Annotated in this window: 24 protein-coding genes; 10 read left to right on the top strand and 14 right to left on the bottom strand. The window is 67.2% G+C overall.

Annotation, left to right across the window (positions count from 1 at the left end; translation table 11 throughout):
* Nucleotides 1-3 precede the first annotated feature (3 nt).
* The 7 genes from VPA02S_RS21070 to VPA02S_RS21095 all read right to left on the bottom strand — a co-directional run bounded on the left by VPA02S_RS21070 (nt 4) and on the right by VPA02S_RS21095 (nt 7,569).
* Nucleotides 4-1,287 carry a CpaE/TadZ family protein gene (locus VPA02S_RS21070; RefSeq protein ID WP_062365496.1) on the bottom strand — a complete coding sequence of 428 codons (1,284 nt, stop codon included), beginning with the start codon at nt 1,285-1,287 and terminating at the stop codon, nt 4-6.
* Between the two features lie 33 nt (nt 1,288-1,320).
* The gene (locus tag VPA02S_RS21075) at nt 1,321-2,697 is read right to left on the bottom strand and encodes a type II and III secretion system protein family protein (RefSeq protein WP_062365497.1); all 1,377 of its coding nucleotides are present in this window, start codon (nt 2,695-2,697) and stop codon (nt 1,321-1,323) included.
* A 41-nt stretch (nt 2,698-2,738) separates the two neighbouring features.
* Nucleotides 2,739-3,743, bottom strand: coding sequence for a Flp pilus assembly protein CpaB (gene cpaB, locus VPA02S_RS21080; protein ID WP_062365498.1), 1,005 nt, complete (start codon nt 3,741-3,743; stop codon nt 2,739-2,741).
* Nucleotides 3,744-3,820: 77 nt separating this feature from the next.
* Nucleotides 3,821-4,330: an A24 family peptidase gene (locus tag VPA02S_RS21085; RefSeq protein WP_244883702.1), complete on the bottom strand. Its 510-nt coding sequence runs from the start codon at nt 4,328-4,330 to the stop codon at nt 3,821-3,823.
* 19 nt (nt 4,331-4,349) lie between these two features.
* On the bottom strand, nt 4,350-4,550 hold the full coding sequence (locus VPA02S_RS31535) for a Flp family type IVb pilin (RefSeq protein WP_081247616.1): 201 nt from the start codon (nt 4,548-4,550) through the stop codon (nt 4,350-4,352).
* 413 nt (nt 4,551-4,963) lie between these two features.
* Nucleotides 4,964-6,412: a L,D-transpeptidase family protein gene (locus VPA02S_RS21090; RefSeq protein WP_062365499.1), complete on the bottom strand. Its 1,449-nt coding sequence runs from the start codon at nt 6,410-6,412 to the stop codon at nt 4,964-4,966.
* Nucleotides 6,412-7,569: a nuclear transport factor 2 family protein gene (locus tag VPA02S_RS21095; protein ID WP_062365500.1), complete on the bottom strand. Its 1,158-nt coding sequence runs from the start codon at nt 7,567-7,569 to the stop codon at nt 6,412-6,414. Before VPA02S_RS21095 ends, VPA02S_RS21090 begins: the two co-directional genes overlap by 1 nt.
* Before the next feature lie 360 nt (nt 7,570-7,929).
* Here VPA02S_RS21095 and VPA02S_RS21100 point away from each other — a divergent pair, with 360 nt between their 5' ends.
* Nucleotides 7,930-8,643 carry a helix-turn-helix transcriptional regulator gene (locus tag VPA02S_RS21100; protein WP_244883704.1) on the top strand — a complete coding sequence of 238 codons (714 nt, stop codon included), beginning with the start codon at nt 7,930-7,932 and terminating at the stop codon, nt 8,641-8,643.
* A gap of 143 nt (nt 8,644-8,786) precedes the next feature.
* Nucleotides 8,787-9,803, top strand: coding sequence for a Bug family tripartite tricarboxylate transporter substrate binding protein (locus VPA02S_RS21105; protein WP_062365501.1), 1,017 nt, complete (start codon nt 8,787-8,789; stop codon nt 9,801-9,803).
* A gap of 24 nt (nt 9,804-9,827) precedes the next feature.
* Here VPA02S_RS21105 and VPA02S_RS21110 read toward each other — a convergent pair whose 3' ends face one another.
* Nucleotides 9,828-10,613 (bottom strand): IclR family transcriptional regulator domain-containing protein, encoded by a 786-nt coding sequence (locus VPA02S_RS21110; RefSeq protein ID WP_062365502.1) that lies wholly within the window; start codon nt 10,611-10,613, stop codon nt 9,828-9,830.
* Nucleotides 10,614-10,778: 165 nt separating this feature from the next.
* Here VPA02S_RS21110 and VPA02S_RS21115 point away from each other — a divergent pair, with 165 nt between their 5' ends.
* The 5 genes from VPA02S_RS21115 to soxR are packed head-to-tail and all read left to right on the top strand — an operon-like array spanning nt 10,779 to nt 14,880.
* The gene (locus tag VPA02S_RS21115; protein WP_015867205.1) at nt 10,779-11,480 is read left to right on the top strand and encodes a 3-oxoacid CoA-transferase subunit A; all 702 of its coding nucleotides are present in this window, start codon (nt 10,779-10,781) and stop codon (nt 11,478-11,480) included.
* Nucleotides 11,477-12,130 (top strand): 3-oxoacid CoA-transferase subunit B, encoded by a 654-nt coding sequence (locus VPA02S_RS21120; RefSeq protein ID WP_015867204.1) that lies wholly within the window; start codon nt 11,477-11,479, stop codon nt 12,128-12,130. The genes VPA02S_RS21115 and VPA02S_RS21120 overlap by 4 nt, the downstream gene beginning before the upstream one ends.
* 39 nt (nt 12,131-12,169) lie before the next feature.
* Nucleotides 12,170-13,375 carry a 3-oxoadipyl-CoA thiolase gene (gene pcaF, locus VPA02S_RS21125; protein WP_015867203.1) on the top strand — a complete coding sequence of 402 codons (1,206 nt, stop codon included), beginning with the start codon at nt 12,170-12,172 and terminating at the stop codon, nt 13,373-13,375.
* On the top strand, nt 13,375-14,349 hold the full coding sequence (locus VPA02S_RS21130; protein WP_062365503.1) for a Bug family tripartite tricarboxylate transporter substrate binding protein: 975 nt from the start codon (nt 13,375-13,377) through the stop codon (nt 14,347-14,349). The genes pcaF and VPA02S_RS21130 overlap by 1 nt, the downstream gene beginning before the upstream one ends.
* 48 nt (nt 14,350-14,397) lie before the next feature.
* Nucleotides 14,398-14,880: a redox-sensitive transcriptional activator SoxR gene (gene soxR, locus VPA02S_RS21135; RefSeq protein WP_062365504.1), complete on the top strand. Its 483-nt coding sequence runs from the start codon at nt 14,398-14,400 to the stop codon at nt 14,878-14,880.
* Here the strand turns inward: soxR and VPA02S_RS21140 are convergent.
* Both VPA02S_RS21140 and VPA02S_RS21145 read right to left on the bottom strand, forming a co-directional pair.
* Nucleotides 14,861-15,112: a hypothetical protein gene (locus VPA02S_RS21140; protein WP_062365505.1), complete on the bottom strand. Its 252-nt coding sequence runs from the start codon at nt 15,110-15,112 to the stop codon at nt 14,861-14,863. The two genes, soxR and VPA02S_RS21140, sit on opposite strands and share 20 nt — an antisense overlap.
* Nucleotides 15,113-15,171: 59 nt before the next feature.
* Nucleotides 15,172-15,912: a response regulator gene (locus VPA02S_RS21145; RefSeq protein WP_062366004.1), complete on the bottom strand. Its 741-nt coding sequence runs from the start codon at nt 15,910-15,912 to the stop codon at nt 15,172-15,174.
* 202 nt (nt 15,913-16,114) lie between these two features.
* On the opposite strand from VPA02S_RS21145, the gene VPA02S_RS21150 reads away from it, so the two are divergent.
* The 3 genes from VPA02S_RS21150 to VPA02S_RS21160 are packed head-to-tail and all read left to right on the top strand — an operon-like array spanning nt 16,115 to nt 19,753.
* Nucleotides 16,115-16,534, top strand: coding sequence for an organic hydroperoxide resistance protein (locus VPA02S_RS21150; RefSeq protein WP_062365506.1), 420 nt, complete (start codon nt 16,115-16,117; stop codon nt 16,532-16,534).
* Between the two features lie 51 nt (nt 16,535-16,585).
* On the top strand, nt 16,586-17,959 hold the full coding sequence (locus tag VPA02S_RS21155) for an ATP-binding protein (protein ID WP_062365507.1): 1,374 nt from the start codon (nt 16,586-16,588) through the stop codon (nt 17,957-17,959).
* Nucleotides 17,960-17,962: 3 nt separating this feature from the next.
* On the top strand, nt 17,963-19,753 hold the full coding sequence (locus VPA02S_RS21160; protein WP_062365508.1) for a cytochrome c biogenesis protein DipZ: 1,791 nt from the start codon (nt 17,963-17,965) through the stop codon (nt 19,751-19,753).
* A gap of 45 nt (nt 19,754-19,798) precedes the next feature.
* Here VPA02S_RS21160 and VPA02S_RS21165 read toward each other — a convergent pair whose 3' ends face one another.
* From VPA02S_RS21165 to VPA02S_RS21180, 4 genes are all read right to left on the bottom strand, one after another.
* The gene (locus VPA02S_RS21165) at nt 19,799-20,041 is read right to left on the bottom strand and encodes a hypothetical protein (RefSeq protein ID WP_015867195.1); all 243 of its coding nucleotides are present in this window, start codon (nt 20,039-20,041) and stop codon (nt 19,799-19,801) included.
* A gap of 141 nt (nt 20,042-20,182) precedes the next feature.
* Complete coding sequence (gene lhpI / locus VPA02S_RS21170) at nt 20,183-21,130, bottom strand: bifunctional Delta(1)-pyrroline-2-carboxylate/Delta(1)-piperideine-2-carboxylate reductase (RefSeq protein WP_018906683.1); 948 nt, start codon at nt 21,128-21,130, stop codon at nt 20,183-20,185.
* Entirely contained in the window at nt 21,127-21,963 is an 837-nt protein-coding gene (locus VPA02S_RS21175; protein ID WP_018906684.1) for an alpha/beta hydrolase, read from the bottom strand. The genes lhpI and VPA02S_RS21175 overlap by 4 nt, the downstream gene beginning before the upstream one ends.
* A 58-nt stretch (nt 21,964-22,021) precedes the next feature.
* Nucleotides 22,022-22,363: a VOC family protein gene (locus VPA02S_RS21180; RefSeq protein ID WP_026284241.1), complete on the bottom strand. Its 342-nt coding sequence runs from the start codon at nt 22,361-22,363 to the stop codon at nt 22,022-22,024.
* Between the last annotated feature and the right edge of the window lie 9 nt (nt 22,364-22,372).

Genomic DNA, 22,372 nt, shown 5'->3' on the forward strand with positions numbered 1-22,372 from the left:
GGCTCAACCTTCGTTTGAACTCTTCCAGAGCCCGGTGATTTGCGACATGAGCTTCACCCAACGTGGATCTTTGGCTGGAGGCTGGCCCGAAACCGACATGTACTGCTGATGAAGACTGCGCGCGAGGCCTGTGACGGCCTGTGAATAGGGATCGTTGCGCGCCGTGCGAACCAACATCTCGCCGCGGCTCGCAGCCGCCAGCAGTTGTGTGCTGCGGGCGGGAAGTACGTGATGCAGCGATAGCTCCAGCCGCTCGGCAATATCCTTGGCCGGCAGGCCCACATTGGGATCGAACTTGTTAACGACCAGTGAGAGCCGGTCGGTTTCGACGCCGCGTGTGCGCAGTTCTTTCAGCAGGTTGGCAGTCGAGACAATGCTGCCGATGCTCTGGTCACAGACAACCCAGGTCTGCTGTGCTTCTCGGAGAGTTTGCGCAATGAAATCGATGGTCGAGAAGCCGCCAAGGTCGACTATCTGGAAATCGAAGAAATCGGCAAGACGCTTGATCAGTGCGACGGAATCGGCGTGCGAGATCTCGCGTATCTGCGAGAGGCTCGCCGGCAGCGGCAGGACTGCGACGCCGCTGGTGTGATGCGCGAGTGCGGTGTGCAGAAGCGTCTGGTCCAGGCGGCGCAGGTTTCGCACCCCATCAACGAAGCTGAAACCGCTCTGCGTGTCAAGGTAGAGCAGCCCGTCGCGCGCCGGCAGACCCAGATCAAGCAGGGCCACACCGTGCCGAGCCGCGCGCCCTTGAGGACGCGCCGGCGTCTGTGTCAATTGAGCGTTCAGCGTCAGGGCCAGGCTGCTGGCGAGCGTGGTCACTCCAAGCCCTGCACGAGCGCCCAGCAATGCAAGTGTGTTGCCACGCATGCCACCTTGGATGCTGCTGCGCCGCTCCAGCAATGCCCGCAGCGTGTTCACCGCTTCGGCAGGAGGAGCCGCGATATCGACGAAATCGTCCACGCCTGCGCGCAGTGCCGCGAGCATGGCGGCCGGTTCGGCGGAAACACCGGTGGCCAGCACGGGTAGCGCCGGCCAGTCTCGCTTGAGTCTCTGGTGGAGCTGGCTTGCTGCGGCGCTTTGATCCGGAGAGAAGTCAAGGAAGACAGCGACTGGGCCGAGCAACGCGATGCGTTCGTCGATCGACTTCGTGTCGGGCGCAAGCACAACGACCGACCCGAGCCGAGTGAGTGCATCGGTCAGCCACGTAATGTGACCACCATTGCTCGAAGCGAACAGGTAGGTTTCTGCACCAGTTTCCGGGATGCTGTCGCGTGGAGCGTTCATATGAGGAGCGCTTGTTGCATCACGACGGGGCTCTCAGCGGGAGAAGCCCGGCAGCGCTGTGTTGGAGGCGCCACCCAGGAAGATGGCGCGCCACACTGCGCCATCGCGTTGCTCGGCCGTGCCTGGGAGATAAGGTGTCAGGTCGGTGCCGCGTGCAAGCGGCTTGACCAGATGCGGCGTGACCATGATCACGAGCTCCTTTTCACTCATCTGGTATTTGTTCTGCCTGAAGAACGAACCGATCACGGGGATGTCTCCAAGCAACGGCACTTTGTCGACATTGGACGACGTGGTGCGGCTCACAAGGCCGCCGATGATGAAGCTCTCACCATCTCCGAGTTCGACCGTCGTATCTGCGCGGCGTGTGCTGATGGCGGGCACTGCGATGCCGCCGATGCTCAACGCGTTGGTGTAGTCGAGGTCGCTTGCTTCCGGGGCCACTTTCAGAACAATGCGGTCGTTCGAGAGAACCGTTGGCGTCACCGAGAGGCCAATGCCGAAGGACTTGTATTCGATGGTCGTGGTGCCCAGGCTTTGAGGCACTGGAATAGGCAACTCGCCACCTGCCAGGAAACTGGCACTTTGCCCCGACATGGCAACCAGCGTCGGTTCCGCGAGCACTCTCGCAAGTCCGTTTCCTTCGAGCAGGTTGAGCGTCAGCGACATGCCTCGCCCCTTGTTGGCATTGCCGAACCCCAGCGCGAGACTGAAGGCATCGGCGAGCACGCCGCCGGGAGTGATGTTGCTGAAACTGAAGCCGTGGCTGTTGGGGCCATACGAGGAAAGATTGAACCCTGCCTCCTTCAGAACGCTACGGCTGAATTCAACAACCTTTACCTCAACCTGGACCGTATGGCTGCGCACGTCCACGACGGAACGATCGATCAAGGCAGCTTTGTCCGGGGAACTGGAAAGCGCAACCTCGCGTGCCTGCTGATTCGCTGGAAGGCTGTCTGTGGAGCCGGTCAGCGTTGCCGCCCTGCGTTGCACTTCGACCGCATAGGTCGTGGCGGTGGCGCGGCCCTTTTCCCAGATCATCAGCGTTGTACGGCCGGCCGTCTTGCCAGTGAGGATCAGGCGGGCCGCTGGTGCACCTTGGGTTTTTCGGGCCAGGGTGACGCCAATGACAGCCTCATCCGCAATAGCCATGCGCTCCAGTCCTTTGTCGATCACTAACTCCTTCTGGGTGCCTGCACCCAGAATCAGCGTGATTGGTTGCTGAGCTTCTTGTTGCGCCGAAGGCGTAGGCTTGGTCGCTACGGGCGCAGCGCCTGCATTCAGTGACGCAGCGGGCAGGAGGCCGGATGCGAAGAGACACAGTGCGAGCAGCGATGGTCGAAGCAGATTCGGCAGCAGCCCCACAGAGCGGGGTCTAGCGTCGTTCAGCTTCGCGCGGGGCATATGCGGCATGTGTCTTCTTTCGTGAGCGGGGGCAGTCATTGGCATCGCAGTCAGTAGCGCATGGTCTCGCTGCGCTCGCCTCGGATCACCTCGACCTCATTGCTTCCTCGTGCCGCGCTGCCGGTTCGGCCGCCAATGTTTGTCGGCACAGCGGGGCGGACGATTGCGGCAGCACGCCGGTTTCCCTCAGCCGTACCGCCAGCAATGAGATCCAAGGCTGTCAGACCAGCCTGCGCCTTGTCCAAACCCGCAAGCGAAACGCGGCGCGGCTCGCCAGGTTTGGCAGGCAGTGGCTGGAGCGCCGTCGGGAGTTCAGCAAAGAGCTTTGGATCAGGCTCCGCCGTGTCGGTTGGGTTGCGAAGCGCGAGCAGCAGGCGGCCGCTGGACTCGCCAAGCGTCAGACGGTTGACCTCGTCCACTGCAACGGCGAGCACGGCCGTACGCGGTGCCTCGGTGCGTTGTTGAGCTTGTGCATTTGCCTTTCCGTCGGCCCCCTTTGAGGGCAAGCCGTCGATCGAGGCACTGCCAAAGGCGAGGACCCGCTTGCGCGAGAGCAGCAGACGAGCTTGGCTACGGTCGACATCCCTGCCGTCGGACTTGAGCATCACGAATATGTCTACGAAGTCACCGGGTTGAACTTTGTTGCCAACGCCCATGACTTCATCGGCTCGGACGGCAATTGCACGTTCCCCTTCCGAGACGCGCAGCGCCAAGCCGGAAACAAGCTGAGCCTCGAGCAACGGCGAACCTTCGCCAAGATCGAACACTGGGACGCGGCCGGCTACGACGGCGGCGTCCTGGAATGCGCCCGCCGGATTGATGGAGAGTTGTGCCACGCGCAGCGCGTCCGCCGGGATGACCTGTCCCGCGGGAAGGGCCTTCGAGGCAATTACGACTGGGTATGTCGGCGCATCCTGGACCTTGGATGGGCTGGCAATGGGAGCCGCCGCAATCGGAGCCGGTGCGGGTGCTCGGCTGAGCATGAAGGCATAGCCGCCCAAAGCTATGGCGAGCAGCACCAGGATGGCGGCAATGATTTTCGTGAGGTGGATCATGGGCGGTGTAAGAGGGTGGTGAGCAAGCGATCACGAAATCGACGGCGAAAGGCTCGCGACGCGAGGGGGCTGAAGAACTACCCCTGTCGCCCCCAAACCATCCACACCACAGTGGCCAGTGCAAGGTAAGCCGCATAGGGAATAAAGCGCGCGCGGCCATGACTACGCACGTTCCCTTCGTCAACGGTGGCTGGCCGCTGATCCGACAAGAGCAAATAGAGCCTCGGAAACGACGGCCAACGTCGCAACACCAGCCAGAGGACGCTGTGCAACGCGGCGAGCAAGCTGGCAATGACCCAGATTGGAATCAATGCCGATAGGCCTACCCACAATCCGAGAGCGCCTGCAAATTTCACGTCGCCTGCTCCCATGAGGCCGGCGACGTAGAACAGCAACAGAAATCCGAAGCCCGCCGCAGCGCCTGTGGCTGCCGCTGTCCAACTGATGCCGAAAGGCTGTGTCCCGATGGAAAGAGCCGCCAAGGCCAGTACGGACCCGGCAAGCACCAACCAATTGGGGACCCGGCGCTTTCGGAAATCATAGACAGCGACGAAGAGCAACCAGAACAGGCAAACCAATATGAACACTGGCTACGTTGAGCCCGGTTTAAGGATTGGTGGTTGTGGCAGGAGCAGCCGGCAGCGCGTTCGTAATATTCGTGAAAACACGCGCCAAACGAGGACCAAGACCATCAGCGGTACTCAAAACGCCCACGATGGCAATTGAAATCAACCCCGCAATAATTCCATATTCAATTGCAGTAGCACCTTCTTCATCGCGCAGAAAACGAGTAATAGAGCGAAGCATGATTTCCCCTTAAAAAAGTGTTAACAAGTGAGGCTGGCCAGGTGGATGTTATACAGCGTAACTCCGTGTATCAACAACAGTAACCCGTGGGTTCGAGGCTTTCCTGTGCTAGGCCATATGGTCTAAGCAGGAAGGCGGCCAACCCTTTGCCGTCCTCAGGAAGCCTCCGCCTGGGAGCAGGAGTAACAGTCCTGAGACACATTTTTCCCTCTGACACGGTGTGTGCGCATCCCATGAATGGGTGAACAACGTTACGTTCCCTGGGAACATTCAAACGACGTTTGTTACGGGAACAAAGTCGTTACGTGTTACGTAGCAGGGGTGTGTAACGGTAGTTGTAACGCCCAAGATAGGTGCATCTCTTGTGCAAAAAGTCACACCTTTGGGGTACCTACCCCTCAGCCGGGAGGGTCTCAGCCGAGGATTTCTTCGTGGAAAAGCTTCCACTCGCTGCCTTGGCGCAGCCAGTATTGGCGCCGGGTGCGCCCGCTTTTTTCGCCTTCGAAGACTTCGCCGAAGGTGGCGACCATGGTGTCGTCGCCGTCGCGCCAATGCAGGAAGGACATGTCCTTGAACTGCACGCGTTTGCCCTGGGCATATTCCACTTCGTCGTGGAGCACCGAAAAGCCATCGGTGTTTTTCTTGTTGCCGCTGCTGCGCTGGAAATCGGGCAAATAGAATTTCTTCAATTGCGCTTCATTTCCGTTGGCCCTGGCATCTTTCCAGGCAGAAATTGCGCTGGTGAAGGTCTGGGCCTCTTTTTCGGCCTGCGGGCGCGCAATCCACTGCAGGCTGGATGCGGTGACCACGGGGGTGGCGCCGATCTGCACCTTGCGCAGCAGCTGCTTCAGGTCGGGGTTGGCCATGACGACGCAGCCGTCGCTCGCGAGCGGCGCGCGCGAGAACTGCTGGGGCGGGGTGCCGTGCAGCCAGATGCCGCTGCCGGTCTTGCCGCGCCGCACGTCGTAGGGGTTGGGGTAGTTGATGGGCAGCGCGCCGGCGCCGTAGAAGTCGCGCAGCGACTTGGGGTCGAGGCTGCTGGTGACGTAGTACACGCCCAGCGGCGTGCGCGCATCGCCCTCGGTGGCCTTGCCGATGCCCGACTTGCCGACCGATACGTAGTAGTCGGCCACCAGCTGCAGGCCCTTGTCTGAGTTCTCGAGCAGGTAGAGCCGCGAGCGCGAGGCGTCGACCGCAATCGCATAGCGGCTGCGCGTGGACAGCGCCAAAAACTGCGAAGGCACGGTGCCGGCCGGCGGCCTGTCGCGCAGGGCCTGCAGGCGCCGGCGGGACTCTTCGCGCAGGTCGGCCATGGCCGGATCGCTGCGCAGCCGCCCGATGCCGGTGGCATCGGAAAAGGCGTGCGCGGGCGGCACCTGCGTGGCGAGCAGGTCGGCATAGACGAGCTGCGCGAGCTGGAAGTTGGGATAGTCCCGCACGAGGTCGCGGGCCTTGGCCAGCGCGGGGCGCGGCTGGCCGCGTCCGAACAGTTCATAGACGGCGATCAGGCGGGCTTCGGCGCTGCTGGCCTGCTGCAAGGCTGCAGAAGAAGAAGCAGAAGCGGCTGCCGCCTTGCTGCGCGGGGCGCCTTTGGCTGCGGCGGCGGCAGCGGTTCTTGCCTCTGCGGCGGAAGCTTTTCGTGCCGTCCTGGCCTTGGCTTCCCTGGCGGCCGGGCGGCTGGCGGAAGCCTTGTTGGTCTTGGTGCCGCTGGTCTTGGCGCTCGCGGACTTGGTCGATGCGGCCGCTGCCGTGCCGTGCGCTGCCAGCAGCAGGGCTGATGCCGCCATGAGCGCGGCAAGCATGTTCGCGCCGCGCCGCAGCGCAGGCTTCCGAAGCCGGCCGCGCCGGACGATGTCTGCCACTAGCCGCCGACGCTTTCCTTGCGGATGTGCCACTGGTTGCCGGCGCGTTGCAGCTCGAGCGTCTTGCGGCTCGAGATGTTGAGGTTGTCGGCGCGGTAGATCTGGCGGAACTTGGCGGTAGCGGCCTGCCCGTTGACGCTGATCACGAGGTTCTCGATGTTCACGCTGATGCTCGACTTGCCGACGATGCGCGCGCGGCGTTCTTCTTCCCAGCTCTTGCGGCTTTGTCCGCCGCCGGGGTTGAAGTCGGGGCCGTAGGCGGCAAGGTAGCGGTCCATGTCCTGGCCGGCCCATGCGGCAGCCCATCCGCGCACGGCCGATTCGACTTCGGCGGTGGAGGTGGAAGAGGGCGCCGCAGCCGGTGCTGGCGCGGGCGCCGCCGGCACCGGCGCAGCCTCGGGTGCCTTGGCCACCACGGTGGGCGGCGGCGGCGGTGCTGCGGGCGCAGGTGCGGGGGGCGCTGCTGCCTTGACGGGAGCCGGCGTCGGCACCGGCGCGGGCGCCGGAGCGGCGGGCGCCTTGGCGACGGGCGCGGGTGCCGCAGCAGGTGCCGCGCGGAGCGTGGCTTCGGGCGCTGCCGCCGCGACAACGGCGGATGGCTTGCCGCCGACCGGCGCAGGCGTGAACAGGGTGCGGATCACCGCGAGCTTGGGCTGCACGGCGGTGTTGTTCTGGTCGAGCTGCAGCGCCTTGCTGTAGGCCTGGCTGGCCAGCCGCGCATACACGTCGCCGAGGTTCTCTTGCGCGGTGGCATAGCTCGGGTTGGTGCGAATCGCGCTCTCGAGCGCGCTGCGCGCCTTGTCAAACTGGTTCTGGCTCGCGTAGATGACGGCGAGGTTGTTGTAGGGCTCGGGCAGTTCGGGCGCGTCCTGCGTGAGCTGGGTGAAGGCGGCAATGGCTTCGGCGCGCTTGCCGGTGTCGAGCTGGATCACGCCCTTGAGGAAGCGCATCTGCGGGTCCTTGGGCTTGTCCTTCAGGAAGGCATCGGCGCGCGTCATGGCCTCGTCGAGCTTGCCGGCCTGCATGAGCCGGTCGACCTCGTCGTGCTCAATGGCGGCGAGCACCGGCAATGCCATGCCACAGGCGGTGGCCAGGAGCAAGGCACGCACGGTGGGAGAAAAGCGAAAGCGCGTGCGCGGCAGGGGGCTCTTGGGCATTGCGGACGAGACCTGGTAGGGGGAAGGAATGATGCGGCAGGGATTGTAAGTGGGGGAGTAACCTTCGGACACAGTGCGGACACTCGAATTGACCGCTTCCAACCTGTGTGGCCGAGGGGTGTGTTACGTAACAGGCACTGTGGCAAATACGTAACGCAGGGCCCCAAAACGACCGTTCCAGCCGCCCTTTTCAAGCCTCTGAAAAGCGGGTCCGCAGCCGCTTCGCCAATGAAGATCGGAGTGCCTGCATGCGTCGAAGCGCCGGGCGCCACGCCGGCCTCCTTGGCCGGGCATCGTTCATGCAATGTTCAAGCCAAAGATCAATCTCGGCACGCCTTGTGCGGCCGAAAGGAAGTGCGCGTGGCCAATCAGATATCCGCCGGCAGCCCTGCTGCCGGCATGCGTGGTGGCGCCCTCGTTGTCGAGGGCAGCCGGGGCGTGTCGGAGCGCATGCGGCGCATCCTTGCCACGGTGGTGCCCGGCCTGGAGCTGGCGGCCGCGTCGACGCAGGCCGAGGCCCGCTTCATGCTGGCCACGCAGGCCTTCAGCCTCGTGCTCGTGGGCATGGACGGGCCGGATGGCGATGGCGCGGCATTGATCCGCCACGTGCGCATGGCCTATCCGCACATCGACGCCATCGCCATGTCGGAAACCGACGATGACGGCCTGGTGGGCGCCGCCATTGCCGCGGGTGCGGTGGGCTACGTGCTGACCGAGGCCGACGACGCCGAACTCGCGTTCCTGCTGCGCTCCATCGAACGCGGCGGCGCGCCGGTGGATTCACGCATTGCGCGCCGCATCCTCGGCCTGTTCGCTGCTTCCGCCCAGCCCAAGCCGATTGCCATCCACCCCGTGCCCGCGAGCCTGGCGGAAGGCAAGCCGCTGCTGTCTCCGCGCGAGCTGAAGGTGCTGCGCCTCATCGCCCAGGGCTGGAGCAACCAGCAGATCGCCGAGGCCGTGTCGCTTTCGGTCAACACCATCGAGTTTCACGCGAAGAACATCTACCGCAAGCTGTCCGTCAAGTCGCGGACCCAGGCGGTGCACCAGGCCACGCAGCAGGGCCTCTTCAACTGACGCGAACGGAGGCGCGGAGGCGGGGCGCGGGGCGTGCCCGCAACAGGGTCAACGGTTGCGCAATGCAGCACGATCCTGTAACGTTCTGTAAGTGCGACGTCAGCAACGTTGCCGGACTCTCTCCCACTCTTTCTGGAGCCATCTTGAAGATCACCAAACGCCGCTTGCTCGAAAGCGGCGCAGCAGCAGTTGCCGCATCGCTTTTTGCACCCGGATCGTGGGCCCAGCGCGCCGGTACCGCCGCTGCCGGCGGCGACGCCGCCTGGCCGACCAAGCCCGTTCGCATCCTCGTGGGGTTTCCCGCGGGCGCATCGCCCGACCTGGCGGCGCGCGCCATTGCCGAGCCGCTGTCGAAGATCCTGCGCCAGCCGGTCACGGTCGAGAACAAGCCCGGCGCCAGCGGCAACCTGGTGGCCGACCAGGTGGCCAAGGCGACCGACGACCACACCATCGGCGCGCTGATCAACGGCAATCTCACCATTGCCAGGCTGCTCAATCCCAAGCTGAGCTTCGATCCCGAGAAAGACTTTGCGCCGGTCGGCATGATCGGCACCGCGCCGCTGGTGCTGGCGGTGTCGGGCAACGCCACCGGCAAGACGGCGGCCGAGCAGCTGCTGTGGGTGCGCAACCTCGGCAGCGGCGGCAAGTACGGCACCCCGGGCGTGGGCACCGTGGGCCACCTGGGCATGGAACTGCTCAAGAGCCGCGCCGCCATCACCGCGCAGCACAAGCCCTACACCGGCAATCCGCAGGTCATTGCCGGCTTGCTGGCGGGCGAGATCCAGCTGGCGCTGCTGCCGCCGGGCCTGGCCCTGCCGCATCTGAAGTCGGGCAAGCTCAAGGCCATTGGCGTGACCTCGCCCGAGCGCAGCCCGCTGGCCAGCGAACTGCCCACGATCCGCGACGCCGACGTGCGCGGCGCCGACCTCGAGATCTGGACCGCCCTGGCCGCGCCCGCGGGCATGAAGCCCGCCGCCATCGCCAAGCTGAATGCCGCGCTGGCCGAGGTGCTCGGCTCGCCCGAGGTGAGCCAGGCGCTCTTGAAGACCGGCTGGCAGGCGCAGCCCGGTTCGCCCGACGCGCTGGCCAAGCGCATGCGCGCCGACACCACGCGCCTGGGCGGGGTCATCATCATGAAGGGCATCCACTCCGAAGCTTAGGACGCCCCCCGAAGCGCCTTCTCGTTACAGCAGCCGCGAAACCTTCTTCGCGGCATCCATCAGCGCCGGCAATATCGTCTCCTGCATCACCTTGGCGCTGGTGCGGTTGGCCTGCCCGCTGATGTTCAGCGCGGCCACCATGCGGCCCTGGCGGTTGACGATGGGCGCGGCCACGGAGATCAGGCCTTCTTCCAGCTCCTGGTTCACCAGGCACCACTGCTGCCTGCGCGCCTGCGCCACCTTGGCCATGAGCGCGTCCACGTCGGTCACCGTGTGCTTGGTGAGCGCCTGGCGATCGGAGGCCTCGAGCCGCGCGCGCACCTCTTCGTCGTCCAGGTCGGCCAGCAGCAGCCGGCCAAGCGAGGTGCAGTAGGCCGGCAGGCGCGAGCCCACGCCCAGGCTGATGTGCATGATCTTCTTGGTGGGCACGCGCATCACGTAGACGATGTCGGTGGCGTCCAGCACCGCGGCCGAGCAGGACTCCTGCACCTGCTGCACCAGCGCTTCCATCACGGGCTCGGCGCGGTTCCAGATCGGCATCGAAGAAAGATACGCAAAGCCCAGGTCGAGGATGCGCGGCGTGAGCGTGAAGAGCTTGCCGTCGCTCACCACATAGCCCAGCGTCTGCAGCGTGAGCAGGATGCGCCGCGCGCCCGCCCGCGTGAGGCCGCTGGCGGCCGCCACCTCGCTGAGCGTCTGGCGCGGCGCGCTTTCTCTGAACGAGCGGATCACCTGGAGCCCGCGCGCGAACGACTGCACGTAGCTGTCGCCGGGGGCGGGCGTCTCTGCTTGCGGGGTATGGGTTGCCATGTGGAACGATCCTCTTTAGAATTCATTATACGAACAAATGTTCTTTATACGAACAAATCGGCGATTCGCAAGACACGGAATCGGCCCGGTCTGGTCGGATGGCTGGGGCAGGTCGTTCGCACGGTTCGATTTCTCTTTCTTTCCTCACTCCCGGAGACAGGCTTCATGATCAACAAGATCGCGCGCTCGGTCGCCGATGCCCTGGCAGGCATCCCAGACGGCGCCACGGTTCTCATCGGCGGTTTCGGCACCGCCGGCATTCCCGGCGAACTCATCGACGGCCTCGTCGAGCAGGGCGCCAAGGACCTCACCGTCGTCAACAACAATGCCGGCAACGGCGAAACCGGCCTGGCCGCGCTGCTCAAGGCCGGCCGCGTGCGCAAGATCATCTGCAGCTTTCCGCGCCAGGCCGACAGCCAAGTGTTCGACGGGCTCTACCGCAGCGGCAAGATCGAACTCGAACTGGTGCCCCAGGGCAACCTGGCCGAGCGCATCCGCGCCGCGGGCGCCGGCATTGGCGCCTTCTTCTGCCCCACGGGCTACGGCACGCAGCTCGCGGGCAACCGCGAAACCCGCGAGATCGACGGCAAGCAGTACGTGCTCGAATACCCGATCCACGGCGACGTGGCCCTCATCAAGGCCGAGCGCGGCGACCGCTGGGGCAACCTGGTCTACCGCAAGGCCGCGCGCAACTTCGGCCCGGTGATGGCCATGGCCGCGAAGAAGACCATTGCCACCGTGCACGACATCGCCGAGCTCGGCACCCTCGACCCCGAGACCGTCGTGACCCCGGGCATCTTCGTGCACCAGGTGGTGCGCATCGAACGCGTGGCCACCCAGGCCGGCGGTTTCAAGAAGGCAGCATGACCATGAGCACCACTTACACACGTCGCACCAAGGACCAGCTCGCCGCCCGCGTGGCGCAGGACATCTTCGACGGCGCCGTCGTCAACCTGGGCATCGGCCAGCCCACGCTGGTGGCCAACCACCTGCCCAAGGGCCGCGAGGTCATCCTGCAGAGCGAGAACGGCATCCTCGGCATGGGCCCCGCGCCCGAGGCCGGCGAAGAGGACTACGACCTCATCAACGCCGGCAAGCAGCCCGTCACGCTGCTGCCGGGCGGCTCGTTCTTCCACCATGCCGACAGCTTCGCGATGATGCGCGGCGGCCACCTCGACATCTGCGTGCTCGGCGCATTCCAGGTGTCGGCCACGGGCGACCTGGCCAACTGGCACACGGGAGAGAAAGACGCGATTCCCGCAGTCGGCGGTGCCATGGACCTGGCCATCGGCGCCAAGCAGACCTGGGTCATGATGGACCTGCTGACCAAGCAGGGCGCGAGCAAGCTGGTGCAGGAATGCAGCTATCCGCTGACCGGCATCGCCTGCGTCAAGCGCGTGTACTCCGACCTCGCCACGCTCGAATGCACGCCCGAGGGCCTGAAGCTCGTCGACCTGGTCGAGGGCCTCAGCCGCGAAGAGCTCGAAAAGCTGGTCGGCCTGCCGATCGCCGCCTGACCGCATTCAACCAAGTAATCAGAGAGAGAGACAACTCACATGACCAACCAAGCCTTCATCTGCGACGCCGTTCGCACCCCCTTCGGCCGCTACGGCGGTTCGCTCAGCAGCGTGCGCACCGACGACCTGGGCGCGGTGCCGCTCAAGGCGCTGATGGAACGCAACAAGAACGTCGACTGGCAGGCCGTGAGCGACGTGCTCTACGGCTGCGCCAACCAGGCCGGCGAAGACAACCGCAACGTCGCGCGCATGTCGGCGCTGCTCGCGGGCCTGCCGCTCGAAATCGGCGGCGGCACCATCAACCGCCTGTGCGGTTCGGGCCTCGACGCGCTGGGCACCGCGGCGCGCGCCATCCGCGCCGGTGAAGCCGGCCTCATGATTGCCGGCGGCGTCGAAAGCATGAGCCGCGCGCCCTTCGTCATGCCCAAGGCCGAGAGCGCCTTCAGCCGCAACAACGCGGTGTACGACACCACCATCGGCTGGCGCTTCGTCAACAAGCTCATGAAGGCGCAGTACGGCGTCGACTCCATGCCCGAGACGGCCGAGAACGTGGCCACCGACTACAAGATCGAGCGCGAGGCGCAGGACCTGATGGCGCTCAACTCGCAGCTGCGCGCGGTGGCCTCGCAGAAGTCCGGTTTCTTCGATGCCGAGATCGTGCCCGTGACCGTGCCGCAGAAAAAGGGCGACGCCATCATCGTCAACAAGGACGAGCATCCGCGCGAAACCAGCCTCGAATCGCTCGCCAAGCTCAAGGGCGTGGTGCGCCCCGACGGCACCGTGACGGCCGGCAATGCCAGTGGCGTGAACGACGGCGCCTGCGCGCTGCTGCTGGCCGACGAAGCCAGCGCCGCCAAGCATGGCCTCACGCCGCGCGCCCGCGTGGTCGGCATGGCCACCGCCGGTGTCGCGCCGCGCGTGATGGGCATCGGCCCCGCGCCCGCCACGCAGAAGGTGCTGGCGCTCACCGGCCTCACGCTCGACCAGCTCGACGTGATCGAGCTCAACGAAGCCTTCGCGGCGCAAGGCCTTGCCGTGCTGCGCCTGCTGGGCCTGCAGGACAACGACCCGCGCGTCAACATCAACGGCGGCGCCATTGCGCTCGGCCACCCGCTCGGCGCCAGCGGCGCGCGCCTGGCCACCACCGCGGTCAACCAGCTGCACAAGGGCGGCGGCCGCTACGCGCTGTGCACCATGTGCATCGGCGTGGGCCAGGGCATTGCCGTGATCCTGGAACGCGTCTGATGGACCGCGCCCGTCGCGGCCTGCTGCTGGGGCTGCTGGCGGCGGCGGGGCTGCCTGCGCACGCGCAGAGCGAGGCCCGGCCGATCCGCATCGTCGTGCCCTTTGCGGCCGGCGGCGGCAACGACGTGTTCGCGCGCCAGATGGCCAAGGGCCTGGGCGAGCTGCGCAAGCAGGGCGTCATCGTCGACAACAAGCCCGGCGCGGGCGGCAACCTCGGCACCGAGCAGGTGGTGCGCAGCGCGCCCGACGGCAGCACGCTGCTGCTGGGCCACACCGGCACCGTGTCGATCAACCCGGCGCTCTACAAGGACCTGAAGTTCGACGCGCGCAAGGACCTGCTGCCCGTGGCCATGTTCGCTTCGTCCGCGCTGGTGCTGGTGGTGCCCGCGGCATCGAAGATCCGCACCGTGGCCGATCTGGTCGCCGAGGCCAAGGCCCGGCCGGGCCTGCTCGACTACGCCTCGAGCGGCAGCGGCACCGGCGGCCACCTGACCGGCGAGCTCTTCGCAGAGCGCACCGGCACGCGGATCAATCACATTCCCTACAAGGGCACCAACCCCGGCCTCACCGACCTGGCGGGCGGGCAGGTGCAGATGATGTTCAGCGTCGTTCCGCCCGCGCTCGCGCTGGTCAAGGGCGGGCGGCTGCGCGCCGTTGCGGTCACGGGCGCCAAGCGCCTGCCTTCGCTGCCCGAGGTGCCCACCGTGGCCGAGTCGGGCCTGCGCGAACTCGCGGGCTTCGAGAGCACGCTGACCTACGGCGTCCTCGCGCCGCGCGGCACGCCCGACGCTTTCGTGAAGGAGCTTTCGGCGCAGATGCTCCAGGTGGCGGGCAGCGCCGAGTTCCAGTCGCGCCTGGGCGTGGAAGGCGCCGTGCCGCTGCTCGGCGGCCCGGCCGAATACGCCGCCCTCATCGCGAAGGAAAGCGCGCTCTGGGCCGGCATCGTCAAGGCTTCGGGCGCTACTGTGGAGTGAGCACGCGGCCTCTGGAACCTCAACTAAAGTCGAGGTCCAGAGGTCTCGATGAAATCCAAGCCAGCAGAACCACCGCACGATTTTCCCGCCACGCTGTCTGTGGGCGAGGTCGCGCACCGCAGCGGGGTGCCGGTGTCCACCGTTCATTTCTACGAATCCAAGGGGCTCATCGCGAGCCACCGGGCGCCCAGCAACCATCGCCGCTATGGGCGAGACGTGCTCCGGCGCGTGGCGTTCATCCGCGTCGCGCAGCGCGTGGGCATTGCGCTGGCCGACATCGCCGATGCGCTGGCCACGCTGCCCACCTCGGCCGCGCCCAGCCGCGCAGACTGGGCGCGGCTTTCGGCCGGCTGGCGCGCCGAGCTGGACGAACGCATGGCCCAGCTCAAGAAGCTGCGCGACACGCTGGACGACTGCATCGGCTGCGGCTGCCTGTCGATCGACCGCTGCCGCCTGCGCAACCCGGCCGACAAGCTGTCGTCGGAAGGGCCCGGCGCCCGCCGGCTCGTGATCAGGCGCGCGGAAGACTGAGGGATTGCCGCTCCTCGCCGATGGGAAGCCGCGACATCAGTTCGTTCGTCTCGGCGGCAGACATCGCGAGCACCAGCCGCTCGAACTCGGCGCGGTAGCAGGGCAGCATCAGCGTGGCCGTCAGCGCGTGGGCATCGTCACTGCGCGCAAGGTACGCATGGCATGCGGCAATGCTTCGATGGATCTGGAGCGCCTCTGCGACGCGGGCGGAGGTTTGCGGGTCATGGTTCATGCTGCGCAATGTGCAGCCTCAACCTAACTTGAGGTCAAGCGGAATGAATACCGAGCCGGTCAGTTCATGGCTTCGACGGCCGAAGCGAGCACATAGCCTTCGCTGCGCACGGTCTTGATGTAGCGGGGCTCGCGCGCATCGTCGCGCAGCCGCTGGCGCAGCCGGCTCACGAGCAGGTCGATGGAGCGCTCGAAGAGCTCGGCCTCGCGGCCCTGGGTGAGGCTGAGCAATTGGTCGCGGCTCAGCACCTTCTGCGGATGGTCCAGGAACACGCGCAGCAGCCGGTATTCGGCGCCGCTCAGCGCCACCATGACGCCGCTGTCGTCGATCAGGTGGCGCGCCACCGTGTCGACCTGCCATTCGCCGAAGGCCAGTTTCTGGGAGGGTTCGACCGCACCCATGTTCGGCGGCAGCATGCGCGTGCGCCGCATCACGGCGCGCAGGCGCGCGAGCAGCTCGCGTGCGGAAAAAGGTTTGGCCAGGTAGTCGTCGGCGCCCATCTCCAGGCCCAGGATGCGGTCGGCCTCCTCGCTGCGCGCGGTCAGCATCAGGATGGGCGTGGCCTTGTACTTGCCGGTGCGCAGGTCGCGGCACAGCGTGAGCCCGTCTTCGCCGGGCAGCATCAGGTCGAGGATGATCAGGTCGAACGGACCCGACTCTTCGAGCGCGGCGCGCATGTGGCGGCCGGTGGGCACCGCGACCACGCGCAAGCCGTTCTTCACCAGGTAGGTGGTGAGCAGTTCGCGGATTTCCCGGTCGTCGTCGACGATGAGGATGTGGTCGGAGGTCTTTGGCGTCATGGCGGTGAGCAAAAAAGGGTGGGTGCGGAAAGCGCCCCGCAGCCGCAATGTAGCCGCCCGCCCGCTCTGGGCCGGCGGTTTTGTATTCGCAAGTATCTGGCGCGGCGGGCGCCGTACACAGGCATACGCAATCCGCGCGGGCAGGGGGAAGGCGGCTCAACAATCCGTGCGTTCCCGAACCAACCCACCCAAGGAAACCACCATGACCCGCATCGAAAAAGTTCTCTACACCGGCAAGACCCACACCTCTTCGGGTGGCCGCGACGGCGAGGCACGCAGCTCCGACGGCCGCCTGGACATCAAGCTCTCGTCGCCCGGCAGCGCCGGCAGCGGCACCAACCCGGAGCAGCTGTTCGCGGCCGGCTGGTCGGCCTGCTTCATCGGCGCCATGGGCAAGGCGGCGGGCAGGATGAAGGTCGCATTGCCGCCCGACCTGGCCGTCGATGCCGAGGTCGACCTGGGCACGGCGGGCGGCGAGTACTTCCTGCAGGCACGCCTGAACGTGAGCCTGCCGGGCCTGGACCGCGAAGTGGCGCAGGCCCTGACGGACGCGGCGCACCAGACCTGCCCCTATTCGAAGGCCACCCGGGGCAATATCGACGTTTCCATCCACCTGGTGTGAGCCAGCGGCGGCGTGCAGAGCCGCGCCGCATGAACGAAGAAGAAGGTGTCCATGTCCACTCCCGCGAATCCTCCCGCGAACCCGGCCGGCACTGTGCGCGGCTGGCGCCGGCTGCTGCCCGGCTCGCTGTTCTCCCGCGTGACGCTGATCATCGTGGTGGGCCTGGCGATTGCGCAGCTGCTCACCTTCGCGGCGATCCGCTACGAGCGGAACATGGCGCTGCGCGAGCTGATGATGATCGGCATCGAGCGCGACATCGCGAGCTCGGTCGCCATCCTCGACCGCCTGCCCGCCGCCGAGCGCGCCGGCTGGCTCGACCGGCTGGAGCGGCGCAACTACCGCTTCGTGCTGGGCGGCAGTGCAGAGGGCACCGAGCCCGGCTCGCTGCAGTCGCGGCAGTTTGCCGCGGCCATCGTCGATGCAATGCGCCCGTTCCAGGTCGTCAAGGTCGGCGAGGTGGCCTGGCCGCCGGAGGGCCTGCAGATCCAGGTGCGCCTGGGCGACGGGTCTTCCGTGGTCGTCCATGCAGTGCGCGTGGGCATGCCGGTGTCGGGCTGGGTGATGTGGCTGCTTGCGGCCCAACTGGTGGTGCTGGCCGTGTGCGCCTGGTATGCGGTGCGGCTGGTGACGCGGCCGCTCGCGCAGCTTTCCGAGGCGGCCGACCGGCTCGGGCCCGACCTCAAGGGCCGCACGCTCGCGGAAGAGGGCCCCACCGAAGTGGCGCATGCGGCGCGCGCCTTCAACGCCATGCAGCAGCGCATTGCGGGCTACATGTCCGAGCGCGTCGAGATCCTCGCGGCCATCTCGCACGACCTGCAGACGCCCATCACGCGGATGCGGCTGCGCACCGACCTGATGGACGACGAGCACGACCGCGAGAAATTCCGCCAGGACCTCGACGCCATGCACTCGCTGGTGCGCGAAGGCGTGACCTACGCGCGCACGCTCCATGGCGCCGCGGAGCCGCCGCTGCGCATCGATGCCGACGCGCTGCTCGAGAGCATGGTGGCCGACTACGAAGACGTGGGCCAGCAGGTGCGGCTCGAAGGCAAGGCCGGCGCGCCGATCGTGAGCCGCCCGCATGCGCTGCGCCGCATCCTGATGAACCTGATCGACAACGCGCTCAAGTTCGGCAGCGAGGTGCGCCTGCGCGTGCATGCCGAAGAAGACGGCCGGCTGGTGCTGAGCGTGCTCGACAACGGCCCCGGCATTCCGCCGGACGAGCTCGACGCCGTGCTCAAGCCTTTCTACCGCGTCGAGAGCTCGCGCAACCGCAGCACCGGCGGCACCGGGCTGGGCCTGGCCATTGCGCACCAGCTGGCCATGGCCATGGGCGCCGAGCTCACGCTGAAGAACCGCACCGAAGGCGGGCTCGAGGCCCGGCTCGCGCTGGCCGCTCCGGCGCGCACCAATCTCCAGGACTGAATCATGCTCATCCTCTTCATTGCCTACCTGGGCGGGGTGCTCACCATCCTGAGCCCCTGCATCCTGCCGGTGCTGCCCTTCGTGTTTGCGCGCGCCGACCGACCGTTCCGCTCGCACGGCCTGCCGATGCTGCTGGGCATGGCGCTGGCCTTTGCCGCCGTGGCCACGCTGGCGGCGGTGGGCGGCGGGTGGATCGTCACGCTCAACGAATACGGCCGCCATGCCGCCATCGCGCTGCTCGCGCTGTTCGGCCTGACTTTGCTGTTCCCCGGCGTGGCCGAGCGCCTCGGCCGGCCGCTGGTGGCGCTGGGCGTCCGCATGTCCGAGCCGCGCGGCGGCGATGGCGCGGCACCTGCATCCGGGTTCTCGCCGCTGCTGCTGGGCGTGGGCACGGGCCTGCTCTGGGCGCCGTGCGCGGGGCCGATCCTCGGCCTGATCCTGACGGGCGCGGCGCTCAATGGCGCGAGCGTCGGCACCTCGCTGCTGCTGCTGGCCTATGCGGCCGGCGCCTGCACCTCGCTCGCGGCCGCGCTGCTGTTCGGCGGGCGGGTTTTCTCCGTCATGAAGCGTTCGCTGCATACCGGCGAATGGGTGCGGCGCGCCGCCGGCGCGGCCGTGCTGGTGGGCGTGGGCGCCATTGCGCTCGGGCTGGACACCGGCTTGCTCGCCCGCCTGTCGGTGGGCACCACGTCGGCGCTGGAGCAGGCGCTGGTGGACAGGATCAAGCCAGGCAAGCCGCAGCCGGAACCGGTCGCGCTGCGCGAAGACGCGGGCCTCCTGCGCGTGTCGGACGATCGCACGGCCCCGCCGCCCGCGCGCGAGCTCAGGGTCGAAGGCCGCTTTCCCTCCTTGGCCGGCGCCACCGAATGGATCAACTCCGCGCCGCTCGCGCCCGAGGCCCTGCGCGGCAAGGTGGTGCTGGTCGACTTCTGGACCTACTCGTGCATCAATTGCCTGCGCACGCTGCCCTACCTTCGTGCATGGGCCGAGAAGTACAAGGACGCGGGGCTGGTGGTCATCGGCGTGCATTCGCCGGAGTTCGCGTTCGAGAAGCAGCCGGCCAACGTGCGCAAGGCCGTCAAGGACCTGGGCATCGGCTTTCCGGTGGCGCTGGACAACGACTTCGCGATCTGGCGCGGCTTCGACAACCAGGCCTGGCCCGCGTTCTATTTCATCGATGCCGAGGGCCGCATCCGCCACCACCAGTTCGGCGAGAACCGCTACGACAAGGCCGAGCAGGTGATCCAGCAGCTGCTGGCCGAGGCGGGCCAGACCCGCATCGCCGCCGGGCTGGTGGCGCCGCTCGGGCAGGGTACCCAGGCCGCGCCCGGCGCCGAGCCGGCGCTCTCCGGCGAAACCTACCTGGGCCACGAGCGTGCGCACGGCTTTGCCTCGCCCGGCGGCATCGCGCGGGACCATGCGAAGGCCTACCAGCCGGCGGCCTCGGCGCTGCGCACCAACCAGTGGTCGCTGGCCGGCGACTGGACGGTGGAGGCCGAGCGCGCCGTGCTGAACGGCGCCAACGGCCGCATCGCCTATCGCTTCCAGGCGCGCGACCTGCACCTGGTGCTGGGCCCGGCGGCCAATGGCAAGCCGGTGCGCTTCAGGGTGCTGATGGATGGAAAGCCGCCGCTCGCGGACCACGGTTCCGACACCGACGCACAGGGCTACGGCGTGATCGATGCACAGAAGCTGTACCAGCTGGTGCGGCAGGCGGAGGGCAGCCGGGAGCGGCTGTTCGAGATCGAGTTTTTCGACGCCGGCGCGCAGGCCTACGCGTTCACTTTCGGTTGAGCGCTGACGCGGCTCGGGCGTGGAGCGGGCGGCCGAGCCTGCCTGTCAGGCGGCCCAGGCGCTCAGCGAGAGCCGCCGCAGCATGTCGGTCTGGCGCGATTCCTCGGCATCCCGCAGGCTCTTGGCCGCGCGGGCCGCCACGTAGCTGACGTACAGCGTCTCGATGGCCTTGGCCCAGTCGTGCATCTTCTGGGACACCGCACCGGCCGAGGCATCCTCGGCCGGACAGGCGGGCACCTCGAAACCGGCTTTGCTGAGGATGGTGGCTTTCTGGAAGATGGTGAGCATGGGGCGGGCCTCCTGGCCTTTGGGTATGGGCATCAGGTTAACGTTGGCGCAAGAGGCGTGCCATCCGCTGCATGACGTATGTGACTGTCGGTAAGCGGGCTTCCCGCAGCGCGGTGGCCGCGGTTTTCTAGGCCTTAAGCCTTAGGCCGGAATCGATTCGGCGTGCTGCCAGACCAGCGTGGCGGCCGCCAGGTCTTCGAGCGCGCTGCCCACGGCCTTGAAGACGGTGCGCTCTTCGCGGCCCGCGCGGCCCGCGCATTCGCCCCGGCAGAGTGCGGCCAGCGTGCCTTGCACCTCATCGGCGCGCAGCGTGCCGGCCGCGATCGCGTCGAGCAGCTCGCCGGCCTTCTGCAGCGCTTCGGTGGTGTCGACGAAGGTGCGCGCACCCTCGAAGCAGCGCACGTCGGCCTCGCGCATGGCGGGCGTGAAGCTGCCGATCAGGTCCAGGTGCGAACCCGGCGCCAGCCATTCGCCGCGCACCAGCGGCGCGGTGGCCAGGGTGGCGCAGCTCACGATGTCGGCCTGGCGCACGGCCGCTTCGAGCCCGGTGGCGGCCCGGGCGTTGAACCCTTCGGCGCGCCATTGCGCGGCCAGGGCCTGGGCGCCTTCGGGCCGGTGGTTCCACACGAGCACCTCGTCGATGGGCCGCACGCTCGCATGCGCGGCGGGCAGCAGCCGCGCGACGCGGCCGGTGCCCAGCACCAGCAGGCGGCGCGCATCGGCGCGCGCCAGGAACGAGGCACCCAGCGCCGATGCGGCGGCCGTGCGGCGCGCGGTGAGCTCGTTGCCGTCCATCATGGCCAGCGGCACGCCGGTGCGCGCGTCGTACAGCACATAGGTCGCATGCAGGCCGGGCAGGCCGCGCGCGCTGTTGCCCGGAAAGATGTTGATGGTCTTGATGCCCAGAAAGCCCGCGTCGCTCCACGCCGGCATGATGAGCACGGTGCCCTTGTCGGCGCCGGCGGTCTCGATGGCGTGCACATGGCGCGGCGGCACCTGCGCCTCGGCCGCGAAGGCTGCGCGCAGCGCGGGCACGAGCCGCGCAAAGTCCAGCGGCTCGCGGGTGGCGGTTGAATCGAAATGCTTCATGGCTGGCGTGGACGCAGCGAGGCGTCGAAGAATTCCACCAGCGCCCGCTGCCAGGTGGTGCCGAAGCGCTCGGTCATGGGCTCGAGGTGGCCGGCGCCGGGCACCTCGAGCAGGCGCCTGGGCTCGCGCGCGGCCTCCAGCAGGCGCCGCGAATGGGAATCCGGAATGACCATGTCGGCCGTGCCGTGGATCAGCAGCAGCGGAATGGGCGCAACGTCGGCGACGTATTTCGATGCGGCGTAGTCGTCGCTCACCAGCAGCCCGGCGCCCGGGAGCTTCTCGTTCGCGATCGAGGAGTACGAATAGAAGGTCGATTCGATGGCCGCCGCCTTCACGCCGGCCCGGTTGCCCGAGCCCAGCACCGCAATCGCATTGGCGCCGCCCAGGCTCTGGCCGAAGACGAGAAGGCGCCCGGGGTCGACATCGCCGCGCGAGCGCACGTGGTCGAGCGCAGCGCTGGAATCCTCGAACACGCCCTTGGGCTCGGGCTTGCCGGCCGATTCGCCGTAGCCGCGGTAGTCGAACACGAACACGTTGAAGTCCTGCTTCGGCAGCCAGGCCACGAAGCGCCAGTGCGCGCTCATGTTCTGGGCGTTGCCGTGGAAGTGGACCACCGTGCCCTTGGCCTCCTTCGGGTTGCTGCGGCCCGCGGCCGGAAGAAACCAGCCGGCCAGGCGCGTGCCGTCGGCGCTGGCGAACTGCACCGCCTCGTAGCGCAGCCCGAGCGCGTCGGGCGTTTCGTAGCGCACGCGGTCGGGGTAATAGAACATCGACTGGACGCAACCGGTGAGAAAGGCGGGCAGGGCTGCGAACAAGGCCAGCTTCCAGTTCATGGGGAGTGCTTGCTTTCCGTGGCGCCCGGCCGCGTGGGGCGCCTTGCGGATCGGCCGCTCAGGCTTGCTGCTGCCGGAATGCAAGGTGGTAGCCGTTGCAGTCCACCACCGCGAACTCGCTGGAGCCGTAGGGCATCTGCTGCAGCGGCCACGCAATGGAGGCCTTGTCCTTGACGGCGGCGTAGTAGGCCGCCGCATCCGGCACGACGAAATAGAAGGTGCCGGAGCAGGCGGGCGGGCTCTGCCAGAGATCCTGCTGGGTGAAGATGAGCTTGCCGCCCTGCTTCTCGACCGTCAGGGTGCCTTCTGCCGAATGCGCAGCCGCGAAGCCGAGCACATCGGCGTAGAAGCGCTGGGTTTGGTCCAGATCGTGGCAGCGCAGGAGCAGTGTCAGCGACATGGGTTTCTC

Source organism: Variovorax paradoxus NBRC 15149, assembly GCF_001591365.1.
GTDB classification, from domain to species: Bacteria; Pseudomonadota; Gammaproteobacteria; order Burkholderiales; family Burkholderiaceae_C; genus Variovorax; species Variovorax paradoxus.